Origin of the sequence: Afipia felis ATCC 53690, assembly GCF_000314735.2 — a bacterium.
Classification (GTDB): Bacteria; Pseudomonadota; Alphaproteobacteria; order Rhizobiales; family Xanthobacteraceae; genus Afipia; species Afipia felis.
The window spans coordinates 2,727,744-2,745,365 of the sequence record NZ_KB375270.1; the positions used below are offsets into that span (position 1 = coordinate 2,727,744).

Annotated in this window: 12 protein-coding genes; 8 read left to right on the forward strand and 4 right to left on the reverse strand. The window is 64.9% G+C overall.

The genetic code is table 11. From position 1 onward, the window contains the following. Nucleotides 1–16: 16 nt before the first annotated feature. The 8 genes from dut to trxA all read left to right on the forward strand — a co-directional run bounded on the left by dut (nucleotide 17) and on the right by trxA (nucleotide 13,134). Nucleotides 17–475, forward strand: a complete 459-nt coding sequence (dut, locus tag HMPREF9697_RS12930) for a dUTP diphosphatase (RefSeq protein WP_002717677.1) — start codon at nucleotides 17–19, stop codon at nucleotides 473–475. A gap of 99 nt (nucleotides 476–574) precedes the next feature. After that, nucleotides 575–3,079 carry a sensor histidine kinase gene (locus HMPREF9697_RS12935; RefSeq protein ID WP_002717678.1) on the forward strand — a complete coding sequence of 835 codons (2,505 nt, stop codon included), beginning with the start codon at nucleotides 575–577 and terminating at the stop codon, nucleotides 3,077–3,079. Beyond that, the gene (locus HMPREF9697_RS12940; protein ID WP_002717679.1) at nucleotides 3,076–4,605 is read left to right on the forward strand and encodes a bifunctional tRNA (adenosine(37)-N6)-threonylcarbamoyltransferase complex ATPase subunit type 1 TsaE/phosphotransferase; all 1,530 of its coding nucleotides are present in this window, start codon (nucleotides 3,076–3,078) and stop codon (nucleotides 4,603–4,605) included. The genes HMPREF9697_RS12935 and HMPREF9697_RS12940 overlap by 4 nt, the downstream gene beginning before the upstream one ends. Before the next feature lie 100 nt (nucleotides 4,606–4,705). After that, nucleotides 4,706–5,035, forward strand: a complete 330-nt coding sequence (locus tag HMPREF9697_RS12945; RefSeq protein WP_002717680.1) for a PilZ domain-containing protein — start codon at nucleotides 4,706–4,708, stop codon at nucleotides 5,033–5,035. 154 nt (nucleotides 5,036–5,189) lie between these two features. Next, on the forward strand, nucleotides 5,190–5,912 hold the full coding sequence (locus tag HMPREF9697_RS12950; RefSeq protein ID WP_002717681.1) for a nucleotidyltransferase family protein: 723 nt from the start codon (nucleotides 5,190–5,192) through the stop codon (nucleotides 5,910–5,912). Between the two features lie 65 nt (nucleotides 5,913–5,977). After that, nucleotides 5,978–9,157 carry a double-strand break repair protein AddB gene (gene addB / locus HMPREF9697_RS12955; protein WP_002717682.1) on the forward strand — a complete coding sequence of 1,060 codons (3,180 nt, stop codon included), beginning with the start codon at nucleotides 5,978–5,980 and terminating at the stop codon, nucleotides 9,155–9,157. Next, nucleotides 9,154–12,651: a double-strand break repair helicase AddA gene (addA, locus tag HMPREF9697_RS12960; RefSeq protein WP_002717683.1), complete on the forward strand. Its 3,498-nt coding sequence runs from the start codon at nucleotides 9,154–9,156 to the stop codon at nucleotides 12,649–12,651. The genes addB and addA overlap by 4 nt, the downstream gene beginning before the upstream one ends. 162 nt (nucleotides 12,652–12,813) lie before the next feature. Further along, nucleotides 12,814–13,134, forward strand: coding sequence for a thioredoxin (gene trxA, locus HMPREF9697_RS12965; protein WP_002717684.1), 321 nt, complete (start codon nucleotides 12,814–12,816; stop codon nucleotides 13,132–13,134). A gap of 69 nt (nucleotides 13,135–13,203) precedes the next feature. Here the strand turns inward: trxA and HMPREF9697_RS12970 are convergent, their stop codons facing one another. The 4 genes from HMPREF9697_RS12970 to trpB form a co-directional block, all read right to left on the reverse strand. Then, on the reverse strand, nucleotides 13,204–14,532 hold the full coding sequence (locus HMPREF9697_RS12970; protein ID WP_002717685.1) for a bifunctional folylpolyglutamate synthase/dihydrofolate synthase: 1,329 nt from the start codon (nucleotides 14,530–14,532) through the stop codon (nucleotides 13,204–13,206). Beyond that, a complete protein-coding gene (gene accD / locus HMPREF9697_RS12975; RefSeq protein ID WP_002717686.1) occupies nucleotides 14,529–15,461 on the reverse strand; it encodes an acetyl-CoA carboxylase, carboxyltransferase subunit beta in 933 nt (310 codons plus the stop codon). The genes HMPREF9697_RS12970 and accD overlap by 4 nt, the downstream gene beginning before the upstream one ends. A gap of 77 nt (nucleotides 15,462–15,538) precedes the next feature. Continuing rightward, on the reverse strand, nucleotides 15,539–16,375 hold the full coding sequence (gene trpA / locus HMPREF9697_RS12980) for a tryptophan synthase subunit alpha (RefSeq protein ID WP_002717687.1): 837 nt from the start codon (nucleotides 16,373–16,375) through the stop codon (nucleotides 15,539–15,541). Then, a complete protein-coding gene (gene trpB, locus HMPREF9697_RS12985) occupies nucleotides 16,372–17,589 on the reverse strand; it encodes a tryptophan synthase subunit beta (protein WP_002717688.1) in 1,218 nt (405 codons plus the stop codon). The genes trpA and trpB overlap by 4 nt, the downstream gene beginning before the upstream one ends. Nucleotides 17,590–17,622: the final 33 nt, after the last annotated feature.

The window sequence follows — 17,622 nt, forward strand, 5'->3', positions numbered from 1 at the left end:
AAAGCAACTCACGACCATGACCAAACCGCTGCGGATCGCCGTCACCCAACTCCCGCATGGCCAAGGCCTCGCACTGCCCGCTTACCAGACCGAGCACGCCGCAGGTCTCGATCTGCTCGCCGCCGTACCGGAGGACAAGCCGGTGGTGCTCGCACCTGGCGACCGCGCGCTGGTTCCCACGGGGCTCGCAATGGCGCTGCCCGCTGGCTACGAGGCTCAGGTGCGCCCACGCTCCGGCCTCGCCGTCAAGCACGGCGTGACCGTTCTCAACTCGCCAGGCACGATCGATGCCGATTACCGCGGTGAGATCGGCGTGCCCCTCATCAACCACGGTCGCGAAGCCTTCACCATCAAGCGCGGCGAGCGCATCGCCCAGATGGTTGTCGCTCCTGTGGTGCAAATCTCGTTTGAGACCATCGGGGAACTTCCGTCGAGCGCGCGCGGCCAAGGCGGTTTCGGCTCCACGGGCCGCTAATCGACGTTCCTCATCCACGTTCACGATCTGGACTCTTACCCCCCGAGTCCCCGGGAGGTTATTGTGTTTTGATTCGCGGGCGGTGGTTGAGAATCGAGAATGTCAGGCGTCCTTCGGACGATGCGTCGAAGCTTATTGTCATGCACGTCAATCGTGCAGGGCGGCTTCGCCATCCTCGCAGGAACGGTGCCTGCCCATGCCGCGGGGAATGGCGCCATCGACACCACACTCGCCATCCTGAGCAGTTTGAACCGGCCCGAAATCACGAGCCTTGCACTCTCGGCTTCCGTGCTCTGCTTCTCGGTGGTGGCGACCGTCCTGCTGATGCGTACGCGCATCCGCGCGGAAACGATGGAAGCGCAGCTACGCGCCGACAATCAATCGCTGCAGAATGAATCCGACCGCCTGCGCGCTCTGCTATTCGCCGAGCCGCAGGTGCTGATCGCATGGTCCGCCGGCGACGAGCGACCCGACATTACCGGCGATATCGCGCTCCTGATGCCGCAGGGCCAGACTATGTCCGCCCAGCGCGTCCTGGCGTTCGGCACATGGCTGCTGCCCGAGCAGGCGCTCGCGATGGATCACGCTGTCGACGCCCTGCGCGAGCGTGGCGAAAGTTTCCTGCTGACTATGTCCACCTCGAACGGCCGCGCTATCGAGGCGATGGGACGCGCGGTCGGTGGACAGGCCATCGTGCGCATCCGCGAGTTGAATGGCGTCCGGCTCGAACTCGCCGAGATGACGCAGCGCCATCTGCACCTGATCGAGGAAACCGACGCGCTGCGCGCCTTCGCGGCCGAAATCCCGCAGCCTTTGTGGGCGCGGCGCGCCAACGGCACGCTGCGTTACGCCAACGAGGCCTATGCCCGCGCCGCTGAAGCGGCGAACGCATCGGACGCTATCGAACGCGGCGTCGAACTGCTCGACAGCGAGGACCGCGCCGCCATGCGCCAGACGCTGGCCGAGGGTAAGCCCTACCGCGCGCGGCTGCCGGTCGCGATCGGCGGCGAGCGCCGCATCTTCGACGTGTTCGCCTACAACGTCACCGATGGCAGCGTCGGCGTCGCGATCGATTGCAGCGAGACCGTCGCGTTCAAGGATGCTCTGACGCGCATGGCGGATGCACACCGGCGCATGCTCGATCAACTGTCATCCGGCGTCGCCGTGTTCGATGCCGACAAGCGGCTTGCCTTCTACAACGATTCCTACCGCCGGTTGTGGGATCTCGACCGCGCCTTCCTCGATTCTAATCCAAGCGATTCCAGCGTGCTGGAAAAACTGCGCGCGATGCGCAAGATTTCCGAGCAGCCCGATTTCCGCGCGTGGAAAAATCGCCTGCACGAGGCCTATCGCGCCATCGAACCCGCCAAGGACACCTGGTACCTGCCGGACGGCCGCGCGGTCAGCATCGTCACAACGCCCAATCCCGAAGGCGGCGTGACCTATCTGTTCGACGACGTCACCGAAAGCCTCAAACTGCAACGCCAGCACGATGGATTGCTGCGCGTCCAGCGCGAGACGCTCGACAATCTGTCAGAAGCGGTGGCGGTGTTCGGCGGCAACGGACGCGCACAGCTTTTCAACCCACCCTTCGCGCAGCTCTGGAGGCTGTCGACTGACGCGCTCCAGCAGCAGCCCCATATTGAGACCATCGAGCAATGGTGCAAGCCGCTGTTCGAGGATGCCGCGACGTGGCAGGCCATCCGCGCCGCCATCACCGGCATCGACAGCCGCGCAGCGTTGCAAACCCGGATCGAACGCAAGGACGGCAGCGTGCTCGACTGCACGACGATCCCGCTGCCCGACGGCGCCACCATGCTGGCCTTCCAGGACGTCACCGACAGCGTCAACGTCGAGCGCGCACTACGCGAACGCAACGACGCGCTGGAAGCCGCCGACCAGATGAAGGTGGATTTCGTCCACCACGTCTCCTACGAGTTGCGCTCGCCGCTAACCACCATCATCGGCTTCGCCCACTTCCTCAGCGACCCCGCGACCGGGCCGATGACGGCGAAGCAGAGCGAGTACCTCAACTACATCACCACCTCGACCAACGCGCTCCTCGCGATCATCAACAACATCCTCGATCTCGCTACTATCAACGCGGGCGCGATGACGCTTGATCTCGGGCCAGTCGATCTGCACAAGACAGTCGAGGAAGCAACCACCGGACTGCAGGACCGGCTGGTGCACGACAACATCCGGCTCGTGGTCAATATCGACCCTGCCGCCGGTGACTTCATCGCCGACGAGCGGCGCATCGTGCAGATTCTCTACAACCTGCTTGCGAACGCGATCGGCTTCTCGCCCACCAACGGGATCGTCCGCCTTAACGCGTGGCGCGAAAATGGCCTTATCTGCTGCGCTGTCGCCGATGCAGGCCCCGGCATTCCGGACGAGGTGCGCGACAAAGTGTTCGACTGGTTCGAGAGCCGCGCCAACGGTTCGCGCCACCGCGGCGCCGGTCTCGGCCTGTCGCTGGTGCGCTCCTTTGTCGAACTGCACGGCGGGCGGGTCAGGGTTGACTCGGTGGTGGGTGAAGGCACTACGGTGACGTGCGAATTCCCCGCTGACCAGACCGCCCACCGCAGCGCCGCCGAATGAACGAACCCTCCTCCTTCTCGGTTGCCCTTCCCAATGAGATCGCGACGGCCCAGTTGATGGCCGATCTCGCGCTGCTGGTCGGCCCCGGCGATACCATCACGCTGTCGGGCGATCTCGGTGCCGGCAAGACGACGGCCGCGCGCGCGATGATCCGCTATCTCGCGGGCGATGAGGCGTATGAAGTCCCGAGCCCGACCTTCACGCTGACGCAGACCTACGACCTACCGCCCTACCCGGTGCTGCACGCGGACCTTTATCGCATCGCCGATCCGAGCGAACTGGAGGAGATCGGACTGGCGCCGTTGCCTGACGGCGCGCTGGCGCTGATCGAATGGCCCGAGCGCGCGCCAGATGAGATGCCGGACAACCGCATCGACATCGCTTTCAGCCACAGGCCCTCTCTCGGCTCGGCGGCGCGCGCCGCCGAGATCACCGGCCATGGCGAAGCCGCCGCCAAAGTCGCGCGCCTCGCGGCGTTGCGTCATTTTCTCAATCTGTCCGGCCAAGCGAACGCTGTCCGTCAGCGCATGCCGGGCGATGCGTCGACGCGCTCCTATGCGCGCGTGATCGGCGATCAAGGCTCGCTCGTGCTGATGAATTCGCCGCCGCGCCCCGACGGCCCTGCGATTCACAACGGCAGGTCCTACAGCGCCGCGGTGCATCTCGCCGAAGATGTCCGCCCCTTCGTCGCGCTTGCCAACGGGCTTCGCCGCCAGGGCTTCTCCGCGCCGGCGGTATATCATGCCGACCTCGATGCGGGTTTTCTGCTGCTCGAGGATCTCGGCGGCGCGACCTTCGTGCAGGGCACGCCGCCCGAGCCGATCGCCGAGCGCTATCAGGCGGCAGCGACAATGCTCGCCGCGCTTCACGCCATCGACCTGCCCGACACCTTGCCGCTTGCACCGAAGATCAACTACCGGATTCCGGAGTTCGATTTCGACGCGATGATGGTCGAGGTCGGATTGATGCTGGACTGGTATCTGCCCGATCACGGCGTGACATTGGGCGGCATGATGCATGCCGACTTCCTCGTGATCTGGAAGGATTTGCTCGGCCGGATCGAACGCACGCGCAAGACCTGGATGCTGCGCGACTTCCATTCGCCGAACCTGATCTGGCTCGGCGGCCGCAAGGATATTGCGCGAGTCGGACTGCTCGACTTTCAGGACGCGGTGATGGGGCCGGAAGCCTATGACCTCGTATCGCTCTTACAGGATGCCCGAATCGACGTGCCGGATTCCGTCGAGATTCCGCTGCTCGGCCGTTACGTCGCCGCGCGACGACAGGCCGACCCCGCTTTCGATGCTGCAAGCTTCGTCGAGCGGTACGCCATCATGTCCGCGCAGCGGAATACGCGCCTGCTCGGCACCTTCGCGCGGCTCAACCGCCGCGACGGCAAGCCACAATATCTGCGGCATCAGCCCCGGATATGGGGCTATTTGCAGCGTGCGTTCGCGCACCCCACCCTGAACAGCCTTAAGGATTGGTTTACGGCGAACGTCCCGCCCCCTATCGATCGCATTTGAAATGAAAATTTACGCGCCATTAGGTCGCCAGCGGTATTTTTGGTGACCTCGTCTTGCTGCCGTCACACCGCCGCAGGACTCAAACGGGCGGAGACCCCGAATGGCAACAGAGCGACGCAAGGGAGAGCGGGTCGTTTTCGAACGCGGCTTCGCAGCGCATATGATGGGCATCGACGGCACATGGCGCCGGAGTTGTCTCGTCGAGGACATTTCCGAATTTGGCGCAAAACTCACCGTGCAAGGCAATATCGAAGGGTTGGCGCTGAAGGAATTCTTCCTGCTGCTGTCCTCGACCGGTCTCGCCTATCGCCGTTGTGAGCTCTGCTGGGTGAATGGCGAACAGATCGGCGTGCAGTTCCTCAAGCAGGACCCGAAACGTCGCGGCGCATCGTCACGGAAAAACAAGAACGATCAGATGATCGAAATCTGAGTCCGATCGCGCACCGCACAGCGCGGGTCGCATTGCCGTCACACAAGCGAATTACAGCGATTCAACACCCTGCGTCACGCCCGGTGATGGCAGGGCTCGTCGCGATGCTCTAGGCTTCGTCCAGATCATCCGGCGATTCGCTTGAGAGACGACGATGCCTGTTCAACCTCATACCGCCATGGTGCTCGCGGCCGGTTTCGGCACGCGAATGCGCCCTCTGACCGATCATACGCCGAAACCGCTGGTCGAAGTCGCAGGCAAGCCGCTGCTCGATCACGTGCTGGATCGCCTCGCCGAAGCCGGTGTCGATAAGGCCGTCGTCAATGTTCACTATCTTGGCGACCAGATCATCACGCACACTGCTTCGCGGCAAAAGCCGAAGGTCGTTATCTCCGACGAGCGCAATGAGGTGCTCGGCACCGGCGGCGGCGTGGTCAAGGCGCTGCCGCAACTCGGCAACGATCCGTTCTTTCACCTCAATGCCGATACGTTGTGGATCGACAGCGTCGCGCCGAACCTGCAGCGCCTCGCCGACGCGTTCGACCCCGCGCGCATGGATGTGCTGCTGCTGATGGCGCCGACCGCCGGCAGCATCGGCTATGACGGAACCGGCGATTTCACCATGCTGACGGATGGCCGCCTGCAGCGGCGCAAGGAGCAGCATGTGGTACCGTTCGTCTATGCGGGCGTGGCGATTCTCTCGCCCGCGCTCTTCAAAGGTGCGCCGGGTGGCGAATTCTCGCTGACGAAACTGTTCGACGAAGCGGCCTCGCGCGAACGGCTGTTCGGCCTGCGGCTCGAAGGCGTTTGGATGCATGTCGGCACGCCGGACGCCATTGCGGCAGCGGAAAAAGCGTTTCTGGCCAGCGCGGCCTGATACCCTATATTGTCTCGACAAACCCTGCCCGACCGTGATCCGCTCGGCTGTCAGCGGAATCCTGCATGCGCGTCTTCAACATTCCCTCATCGGCACCATTTCTGCGCACGCTTTTGAGCGCGCTGGTCGACGGCCGCCTGATCGAGGGATTTCGCGCGCGCGAGAACCCCGAACTTCTCGCGCAGGCGACGCTCTATCTGCCAACGCAGCGTGCCTGCCGCATGGCGCGCGAGATGTTTCTCGACGTGATGGGCCAGGACGCGGTGCTACTGCCGCGCATCGTCGCGCTCGGCCATGTCGACGAGGACGAGCTCGGCTTCACGCAGACGGACACCGCCGAATTTCCTTCGCTCGCCGTGCCGGATGCACTCGACGGCCTGCCGCGCCGCCTGGTGCTGATGCGTCTCGTCAGCGCCTGGGCGAAGCAGCTCGGCTCGCGCGACCTTGCATCCGCGCCGTTGGTGGCGGGCGGTCCTGCCTCGACGCTGGCGCTCGCCGACGACCTCGCGCGCCTGATCGACGACATGACGACGCGCGGCGTCGATTGGAACGCACTCGACAATCTCGTGCCGGACGATCTCGACCATTACTGGAAGATCACGCTCGATTTTCTCAAGATCGCTAAGGAGGCGTGGCCCGCGCATCTGCGCGAAGCGGGATTGATCGAGGCCGCGCAACGGCGCGATCTTCTGATCGAAGCCGAAGCCGCGCGGATCGCGGCACTGCCCGGCCCCGTCATCGCAGCAGGTTCGACCGGCTCGATGCCATCGACCGCGAAATTCCTGCGCGCCATCGCGCAGCATTCGCGAGGCGCGGTGGTGCTGCCCGGCCTCGACACCGATCTCGACAATGAGGCCTGGCGCGCCATCGGCGGCGTACGCGACTCTGAGGGGCGTTTCGCGGAGCACCCGCTGTCGAGCCATCCGCAATATGCGCTGCACGGTCTTCTTGAATTGCTCGGACTGGAGCGCGGTGCAGTCAAGGTCCTCGCTGACCCCGTCGCGGATGGTCGCGAACTGCTCGCCTCCGAGGCGATGCGGCCCGCGACGGAAACCGCGCAATGGCATCGCCGCCTTACCGAAGTGAATGTCGCCGCGCGCATCGAACGAGGCTTCGACAATCTCGCCATTGTCGAAGCAGTCAACCCCGAGATGGAAGCGCTCGCCATCGCGGTCGCCATGCGCGAGGCACGGCAACAAAATAAAACCGCCGCGCTGGTGACGCCGGATCGCGCTCTGGCGCGCCGCGTGATGGCCGCGCTCGGACGCTGGAGGCTCGCCTTCGACGATTCCGGCGGCGATTCGCTGATGGATACGCCTGCGGGAATTTTCGCGCGGCTCGCCGCGGAAGCGGTCACAAGCGAATTATCGCCACCGACGCTGCTCGCATTGCTCAAGCATCCATTGCTGCGATTAGGACAGGCGGAAGGCGCATGGGCGACGGCGATTCAACATCTCGAACTCGCGATTCTGCGCGGCACACGACCCGCGGCCGGCTGCAGGGGTTTGCGGGCGACCTTTGCGTGGTTCTCGGACGAATGGAGCAAGGCGCAACGCAAGGAACTGTCCGCGTTGCACCGCTCCGAGCCGCGCTGCCGACTGACACAGGGCGCGCTCGATGACGTGGCACGCCTTCTCGACGCGCTCGCAGCCGCTCTTGCGCCGCTTGAGACATGCGCGCGCAGCGCACATGATTTCGCGACGCTTGCGCAGCTTCATCGCGACACCGTCATTCACCTCTCGACCGCCGACGATGGCCGCATCGCTGCACTCGATGGCACCGATGGCCAGCAGCTTGCGCAAGCGTTCGACGAGTTGCTTGCGCCCGGCGACGATGAAGCTTCCCCCACACCAACCCACATCGCGCTCGAACTTGCGGATTACCCCGACCTGTTCTCAACCGCCTTTGCCAATCGCGTGGTGCGGCGCCCGCAGAACGCAGATGCCTCGCTGCGGATTTACGGCCTGCTGGAAGCGCGCCTCACGCAATGCGACCGTGTCATTCTCGGCGGCCTCGTCGAGGGCGTGTGGCCGCCGACGCCGCGCATCGACCCGTGGCTGTCGCGCCCGATGCGCCACGATCTCGGCCTCGACCTGCCGGAGCGGCGCATCGGCCTCACCGCACACGACTTCGCGCAACTGCTCGGCGCAGGTGACGTGATCCTCACTCACGCAACCAAGGTCGGCGGCGCGCCATCCGTCGCCTCGCGTTTCCTGCACCGGATGAAAGCGATCGCGACACCTAAGACATGGGAGTCGGCACTCGAACGCGGCGCGCGTTACGTGCGCTACGCCGAAGCGCTCGATCATCCGGAGACCGTTCAGCCGATCGCGCAGCCGACGCCGAAGCCTGCGGTGGCGTTGCGGCCGTTGCAGATGTCGGTGACGGAGATCGAGGACTGGCTGCGCGATCCCTACACCATCTTCGCCAAGCGCATTTTGAATCTGACGCCGCTCGATCCCATCGATCTTCCGCTGACAGCGGCGGATCGCGGCTCCGCGATCCATAACGCGCTGGGAGATTTCACCGAGGCGCACCGCAAAACCCTGCCGGACAATATTGCGGCAGAATTGCGCTCTTTCGGAGAACGGCATTTTGCGGCGCTAATGGAGCATCCCGAGGCGCGGGCGCTGTGGTGGCCGCGATTCCTGCGCATCGCGGAGTGGTTTGCCGGATGGGAGATCGAGCGCCGCGCGGACGTCGCCGAGATCGCGGCCGAAGAGCGCGGCGAGATTGCCATTCCGCTCGATTGCGAACGCCGCTTTATCCTGACTGCACGCGCCGACCGCATTGAGCATCGCGCTGACCGCACCTTCGCCATCGTCGATTACAAGACCGGCATTCCACCGACCGGCAAACAGGTACGGCTCGGCCTGTCGCCGCAACTCACACTGGAGGCTGCAATCCTGCGCGGCGGCGGGTTCAGCCGCGCTTTTGCATCGTTCCCGAGACAACCTTCCGTCAGCGAGCTCGTCTACGTCCGGCTGAACGGCAACAATCCGGCCGGCGAAGCCATGGTGGTCGATCTGCGCATCGAGCGTGGCGACGAACCGCAATTCCCCGATGATGCCGCCGATGAGGCGTTGGCGAAACTGACGGCGCTCGTCAGGAAATTCGAGAACCCCGAGCAGGCTTACACGTCGCTCGATCTCGCGATGTGGTCGAATCGCTACGGCACCTATGACGATCTCGCCCGCATCAAGGAATGGTCGGTCGCAGGCCACCTCAGTGGGGGCGGCGAATGAGCACGCCCCGCACCAACATTCCCAATGTGGTCCGCGAGGCGCAGTTGCGTGCCTCGCACCCACAATCCTCGGCCTTCGTCGCGGCGAATGCGGGCTCCGGCAAAACTTATGTGCTCGTCAACCGCGTGATCCGCCTGCTGCTCGATGGCGTCGCGCCGGAAAAGATCCTCTGCATCACCTTCACCAAGGCCGCGGCCGCCAACATGGCGCAGCGCGTGTTCGAGACGCTGGGGACATGGATCACGCTGTCCGACGACGAACTCGACGCCGCGATCCGCAATTCCGGTGCGCAGGTCACGCGCGAGGTGCGAACGCGGGCGCGAAAACTGTTCGCCTGCGCGCTGGAGACGCCGGGCGGGCTGAAGGTGCAGACCATCCACGCGCTTTGCACCCGCCTGCTGCAGCAGTTTCCGTTCGAGGCCAACGTGCCCGCGCATTTCGCGGTGCTCGACGAGCGCGATCAGACCGACATGATGGAGCGCGCCAACCTCGCGGTGCTGCTGGAGGCCGCGCGCGCGCCTAACGGCGCGCTCGGCCGCGCGCTGGCCTTCGCGATGGCGCAAGCCGCCGACGTGACGTTCAAGGAAGTGGTGCACGAGGCGTGCCTAAGCCGCGAGCATTTCATGGCCTGGGCCGATGGCGCGGGCAGCATCGAGATCGCGATGGCGCAGGTCTGCCGCGCACTCGGCGTTGCGCCCGACGCACAGCTCACCGATATCGAGCGCGAGATGGTCGACGGGCCGCACCTGCCACGCAGCCGCTGGCTTGCAGTGGCGAATGCTTTTGAACAGGGCGGCAAGACCGATGCGGCGCAAGGCGCCCGCCTGCGCGCCGCGGCCGCGTTGTCGGGCGCGGCACAGCTCGACGAATATCTCAGCCTGTTCGTCACTGGCGAAGGCGGCGCGCGCAAGACGCTGATGACCAAGGCGCTCGCCGCCTCGCAAGGCGCGCTCGCGGCAGCGCTGACAGAGGAACAACCGCGTCTTCTGCTGCTCGACGAACGCCGCCGTGCCGTGTTCCAGCGCGACCGCACCCATGCGCTGCTAGTGATCGCAAGCGCGGTCGCCACGCATTACCGGCGCGAGAAGCAGGCGCGCGGCCTGCTCGACTATGACGACCTGATCGACAAGACTCACGCGATGCTGACCGGCGGCTACGCCTCCTGGGTGCATTTCAAGCTCGATCGCGGCATCGACCACGTACTGATCGACGAGGCGCAGGACACGAGCCCGCGGCAGTGGGACATCATCGAGAGCTTCGTTTCCGAATTCACGGCCGGCGCGGGCGCGCGGGGCGATGTCCGCCGCACCGTGTTCGCGGTCGGTGACGAGAAACAGTCGATCTTCTCGTTTCAGGGGGCCGAACCGCGCGAATTCGACCGGCGCCGCCGCACGATGGAGCGCCGGCACGCTCATGCGCAACTGCCGTTCGAATCGGTATCGTTCAAGCACTCCTTCCGTTCCGGCGCGGCGATCCTCGAATCGGTCGATTACGTGTTCCGCGAGCAGGCGATCTACAAAAGCATCCACATCGACACCGCCTACCCTGTGCACGACGCGCTGCCTGATGCCGCGCCCGCGATGGTCGAACTGTGGAATCTGGAAGAGCCTGAATCGCGCCAACAGATCGAGGGCTGGGACGCGCCGTTCGACGCCGTCTCCACCACAAGCCCGGACGTCAAGCTCGCGCGCCGGGTGCAGGCCGAGATCAAGGCGCTGATCGGGGCTGGCACCATGACCGGCACCTCGGGCCGTCGCCGCAGGCTGCGCTATGGCGACGTGATGATTCTGGTGCGGCGACGCGGCAAGACTTTCGACGCGGTCATTCAGGCGCTCAAGCACGCGGGCATTCCGGTCGCGGGCGCAGACCGGCTGAAACTCACCGAGCACATCGCGGTGATCGACCTTATGCATCTCGCCGATGCGCTCCTGCTGCCGCAGGACGACCTTGCGCTGGCGGTCGCGCTGAAAAGCCCGCTGTTCGGCCTCGACGATGATGACCTTCTCGCCATCGCGCCTGCCCGCACCGGATCGCTGCGCGAGGCACTGCAAGCGCATGCGGACACGTCATCGAAACTGCGGCTGGCGAACGATTTTCTCGTTCAGTGCGAGCAGCGTTTCGCACAGGCGACGCCGTTCGCGTTCTTCGCGTGGCTGCTCGGCGGCGAAGGCAGCGGGTCCGGCGGCCGCGCGCGCATTCTGCGCAGGCTCGGGTTGGAAGCCAACGATGCGCTCGACGAATTCCTCGAACTCGCTCTGACCTATGAGCGCAAGGCCGCCGCCTCGCTGCAGGGCTTCATCGCCTGGCTGCGCGCCGCCGACACCGAAGTGAAGCGCGACATGGAGATCCTGCGCGACGAGGTACGCGTCATGACCGTGCATGGCGCCAAGGGCCTTGAAGCCTCCGTGGTGTTTCTGGTCGACACCACGACGTCCCCGTCGGATTCGCAGCGGCTGAAGCTGATCCGCATGCCGCACGGCAATGCCGGTCCCGGCGACGTGGTGCTGTGGGCTGGCTCCAAGCGCGACGACACCGAGGCCGTTGCGCAGGCGCGCGCCGCAATGCGCGAGGACACCGAGGACGAATATCGCCGCCTGCTTTATGTCGCGATGACGCGCGCCGCCGAGCGGCTGATCGTCGGCGGCTGCCAACCCGGCAACCGCAACAACGTGCGCGAGCTGTCGTGGTACGATCTGATCGACAAGGGGCTTGCGGCCTCGCCGCTCGCCATGACGGAGGCCGAGACGCCGTTCGGCCGCGTCAGGCGCTACACCCGCGCGGGCGATGTCGAACCTGCGGCTGCGGCGGAAGCATCTGCGAAGCCCGCTGCAATCGAACCGTTGCCGGACTGGCTGCGCGCAAACGCGCCACCCGAGACACCGCGCGAACGGTCGCTTGCGCCTTCCGACGCAACGGATGACGTGCACTTGCCGGTTCTCGCGCCGGAAGCCGCGCTCGCACGCCAGCGCGCCCGGTTGCGCGGCCAGTGGGTGCATCGTCTGCTGCAATCGCTGCCCGACATCGCACCCGACCAACGCAAGGCGGCAGCGGAGCGTTATCTTGCACGACATGCGAAGGACGGATTCAGCCAGGGCGAACTGGACGCACTCGCACAGCAGATTGTCGATCTGATCGCAGAACCGCAATTCGCCGCTTTGTTCGCGCCGGGCAGCCGCGCTGAAGTTTCGATCGCAGGCCGTGTCGATATCGGAGCCAAGACCGTGCGCGTGTCGGGACAGATCGACCGTCTTGTCGTCACACCCGATACAATCATGATTGTCGATTACAAGACCGGACCCGCGCCGCATGCAACGGCTGCAGAGATGCCGCCGCATTACGTCCGGCAGCTTGCGCTTTATCGCGCGGTGCTCGCAAAACTCTATCCCGGCAGGGCCGTGCGCGGCGGGCTGTTGTGGACCGAGGAGGCGCGGCTCGTCGACGTCCCGTCTGCAACATTGGACTCAGCGCTGATGGCAATCTTCGCGGCCCCCTAGGCTAGCCATTGATATCATTGGATAATTTTACCATCGGCGATTCGGCATAGCAGCAAGCCGTAATCTTCGCCAGCCTTGACCGGGTCAACACCCCTTCTTACGTTTGCGCCAATCAAACGGGCGCCGATTCTCAATTCGGCGCCTTCATCAACGAGGCAGATCATGGGCGTAGGCAAAGTTTCGGATACCGACTTCGAGGCGGAAGTTCTCAAGGCGGAAGGTCCGGTCGTCGTGGACTTCTGGGCGGAATGGTGCGGCCCGTGCCGCATGATCGCTCCGGCACTCGACGAGATCGCAGGCGCGATGGGCGACAAGGTCAAGATCGTCAAGCTTAACGTCGACGAGAGCCCGAAGACCGCGTCGAAGTACGGCGTGATGTCGATCCCGACCCTGATGATCTTCAAGGGCGGCGAGATGGCCTCGCGTCAGGTTGGCGCCGCGCCGAAGCAGAAGCTGCAGCAGTGGATCACTGCGGCGGTCTAATCTGCTCGCGCATTTTTATCTGAAAAACGGCCGGTGAAACTTCCACCGGCCGTTTTGTTTTGGGGATGGTCACACCGGCAGCGTGCCGTTTTCCGCCAGCACATGGCCGGCGAGATAGAGCGAGCCGGTGATGAGGATGCGCGGCGGCGTCTCGTAGGCCATCGAGGCGATGAAGCTCAGCGCCTCCGCGACGCCCGGCGCCACGTCGGCACGCATCTCCAGCGAACGCGCGACGGCCGCGAGTTGCTCCGGTTCCATCGCGTTGTCGTTGTCCGGGATCGGCACCGCAACGATATGGCGGGTCAGGCCCGAGAAATTCGACAGAAAAGCCCGTGCGTCCTTGTTGCCCATCATGCCGGTGACCAGCACCACGGGCCGCTCGATGCGTTCGCCGAGATCGGCCAGCGCTGCGGCCGTAACGCGCCCGCCATCGGCGTTGTGGCCGCCGTCGAGCCAGATTTCGCAGCCTTCCGGCGCGTGCGCGAACAGCGCACCCGACGGCAGCCGCTGCATCCGCGCCGGCCATTCGGCGCGCGCGATGCCCTGTTCGAACGCTTCAGGCTCGATGGACAACGAGTCGATCGCGCGCAGCGTCGCGATCGCCAGCCCCGCATTGTCGAACTGGTGACGGCCAAACAGGCGCGGCGCCGCGAGATCGAGCAGGCCGCGCTCGTCGTGATAGACAAGGCGCCCGTGCTCGACGCCGACATGCCATTCCTGCGTCGCGGAAAACAGCGGCGCGCGCATCTTCTTCGCGGTCTGCTCGATCACCGCCTGCGCTTCGGCCTGCTGTTCAGCCGCGATCACCGGCACGCCGCGCTTGATGATGCCGGCCTTTTCGCCCGCAATCTTGATGAGCGTATCGCCGAGGAATTCGGGATGATCCATGCCGACCGGCGTGATGACGCTCGCGAGCGGCGTATCCACGACGTTGGTGGCATCGAGCCTGCCGCCGAGGCCGACCTCCAGGAGGAGAACGTCGGCGATATGCTGCGAGAACAGCACAAAGGCGGCGGCGGTTTCGATCTCGAACAGCGTGATCGGCGCGCCCTCATTGGCACGTTCGCATTGCGCGAAGGCGTCCTCGAGTTGCTCATCGGTCGCGAGCACGCCCGCGATGCGAAACCGCTCGTTGATGCGCACGAGATGCGGCGAGGTGTAGACGTGGACGCGCAGGCCCGCCGCCTCGAGGATCGCGCGCAGGAAAGCGACGGTCGAACCCTTGCCGTTGGTGCCGGCAACGTGAATGACCGGCGGCAGGCGGCGCTCGGGATGATCCAGTGCCGCGAGGATGCGTTGCATCCGCGACAGATCGAGATCAATGCGCTTGGGATGCAGCGCCGTGAGCCGCGCCAGCAGACTGTCGAGCTCGCGAGGCGCGGGTGCGGCGGCGCTCACGCTGATGACGGCACCGAGGTATCTGGCGGAAGCACCTCGACATCCGGCAGCCGTGGCGCGGCCGCCTGATCCGGATGCGCCGAGGGTGCCTTCATCAGCAGACGGCACAGCCGCGCCAGCGTCGCGCGCATGTCGTGACGGTGCACCACCATGTCGACCATGCCGTGGTCTCTCAGATATTCGGAGCGCTGGAAACCTTCCGGCAGCTTCTCGCGGATGGTCTGCTCGATGACGCGCGCACCAGCGAAGCCGATCAGCGCGCCGGGCTCGGCGAGCTGCACATCGCCCAGCATCGCGTAGGACGCGGTGACGCCGCCGGTGGTCGGATTGGTCAGCACCACGATGTAGGGCAGCTTCGCTTCGCGCAGCAACTGGATCGCCACCGTCGTGCGCGGCATCTGCATCAGCGACAGGATGCCTTCCTGCATCCGCGCGCCGCCGGAGGCTGCGAACATGATGAAGGGCGAATGTTTCTCGACCGCGAGCTGCAATCCCTTCACGATCGCCTCGCCCGCCGCCATGCCGAGCGAGCCGCCCATGAAATCGAAATCCTGCACCGCGACCACGGCGGGCGAGTTCTCGATCCGGCCATAGCCCACCTTCACGGCATCATTCATGCCGGTCTTGGTGCGGGCATCCTTGATGCGGTCGGCATATTTGCGCTCGTCACGGAATTTCAGTGGATCCGCGGCGACATCCGGCAGCGCAACATCGAACCAGGTCTCGTTGTCGAACACCGATTTCAGCCGCGCGGTCGCGCCCATGCGCATGTGATAGTTCGAGCCGGGAATGACGAACTGGTTGGCCTCAACATCCTTGTAGAATACGAGCTGGCCGGAATCCGGGCACTTGATCCACAAATTCTCCGGCGTCTCGCGGCGGATCATATTGCGGATCTTGGGACGGACGACGTCGGTCAACCAGTTCATGGCGGGCTCCCGCTTCAATTCAGCCGATATATGGACGCCCGGCGCGAGCCGGGCAACCCGAACATTTTCAAATAAATCTATTGCGCAGCGGCCTTGAAACCGCGCACGCCGGCAGCAAGCGCCGCCACGAGGTCGGTGACCGCGGATACCGTCTTCGCGGTCGCCTTGCCCTCGGCATCGAGCGTCGCACGCATGGCGTCGATCAGCGCGGAACCGACCACCGCACCCTCGCAATGGTGCGCGATACGCGCCGCCGCCTCGGGTGTGCGGATGCCGAAGCCGACGCAGACCGGCAGTTGAGTGTGACGTTTGATCCGCGCCACCGCTTCGCCCACCTGCTTGTCGTCGGCCGAGGCGGAGCCGGTGATGCCGGTGATGGAGACGTAATAGACAAAGCCCGACGTATTGGCGAGCACCGCAGGCAGGCGCTTGTCGTCCGTCGTCGGCGTCGCAAGGCGAATGAAGTTCACGCCCGCCTTGAGCGCCGGAAGACACAATTCCTCGTCTTCCTCCGGCGGCAGATCCACGACGATGAGACCATCGACACCGGCGGCCTTCGCATCCACCAGAAACTTGTCGACGCCGTAGATGAAAATTGGATTGTAGTAACCCATCAGCACGATTGGCGTCGCGGGCTCGGTTGCACGGAATTCGCGCACCACGGCAAGCGTCTTCTTCAGCGTGGTGCCGGCCTTCAGCGCGCGTAGGCCAGCGGCCTGAATCGCAGGTCCGTCCGCCATCGGATCGGTGAACGGCATGCCGATCTCGATCACGTCGGCGCCAGCCTTCGGCAACGCCTTGAGAATTTCGAGCGAGGTGTCGAGGTCGGGATCGCCGCACATCACGAAGGTGACAAGCGCCGCGCGTCCCTCTTTCTTCAATTCGGCGAAACGGGTGTCGAGGCGCGTGGTCATGACTTGCGCCCCCGCAGAATGTCGCCGACCTGCGGCACGTCCTTGTCGCCGCGGCCCGACAGATTGACGACCATCAGATGATCCTTCGGACGCTTCGGCGCGAGGTCCGACAGCTTCGCGATCGCGTGTGCCGACTCCAGCGCCGGGATGATGCCTTCCAGCCGCGACAGCAGCTGGAACGCGGCGAGCGCTTCCTCGTCGGTCGCGGACAGATACGTCACTCGGCCGGTTTCGTGCAGCCACGCATGCTCCGGCCCGATGCCGGGATAATCGAGGCCCGCCGAAATCGAATGCGCGTCCTGGATCTGGCCGTCATCGTCCATCAGCAAATAGGTGCGATTGCCGTGCAGCACGCCGGGGCGGCCGCCCGCGAGCGACGCCGCATGCAGATTGGTGAGGCCATGACCCGCGGCCTCGACGCCAAAAATTTCCACGCCGGGATCGTCGAGGAAGGGATGAAACAGTCCCATCGCATTCGAGCCGCCACCGATGCAGGCGACCAGCGAATCCGGCAGACGGCCTTCCGCCGCCATCATCTGCTCGCGCGTCTCAACACCGATCACCGACTGGAAGTCACGCACCATCGCGGGATACGGATGCGGGCCTGCTACCGTGCCGATGCAATAGAACGTGGTGGCGACATTGGTGACCCAGTCACGCAGCGCGTCGTTCATCGCGTCCTTCAGCGTGCGTGTGCCGGATTGTACCGGCACTACCTTGGCGCCGAGCATCTCCATGCGGATTACGTTCGGCTGCTGCCGTTCGACGTCGACCGCACCCATGTAGACGATGCACTCAAGGCCGAAGCGCGCGCACAGCGTCGCAGTCGCAACGCCGTGCTGGCCCGCGCCGGTTTCGGCGATGATGCGCTTCTTACCCATGCGGCGCGCGACCATGATCTGGCCGAGCACGTTGTTCACCTTGTGCGAGCCGGTGTGATTCAGCTCCTCGCGCTTCAGGTAAATCTTCGCGCCACCGAGATGCTCGGTGAGCCGCTCGGCAAAATACAAAGGCGACGGACGGCCGACATAGTCCTTGAGATAGGCGTTCATCTCGCGCTGGAACGATGGATCGGCCTTGGCCTGCGCATACGCCTTTTCCAGATCGAGGATCAGCGGCATCAGTGTTTCGGCGACGAAGCGGCCGCCGAACGTGCCGAAATGGCCGCGCTCGTCGGGGCCGGAACGGAAGGAATTTGGTTTCGGAAGACTCATGATTGTCCCTGACGATGACCGGACCTGTTCCGG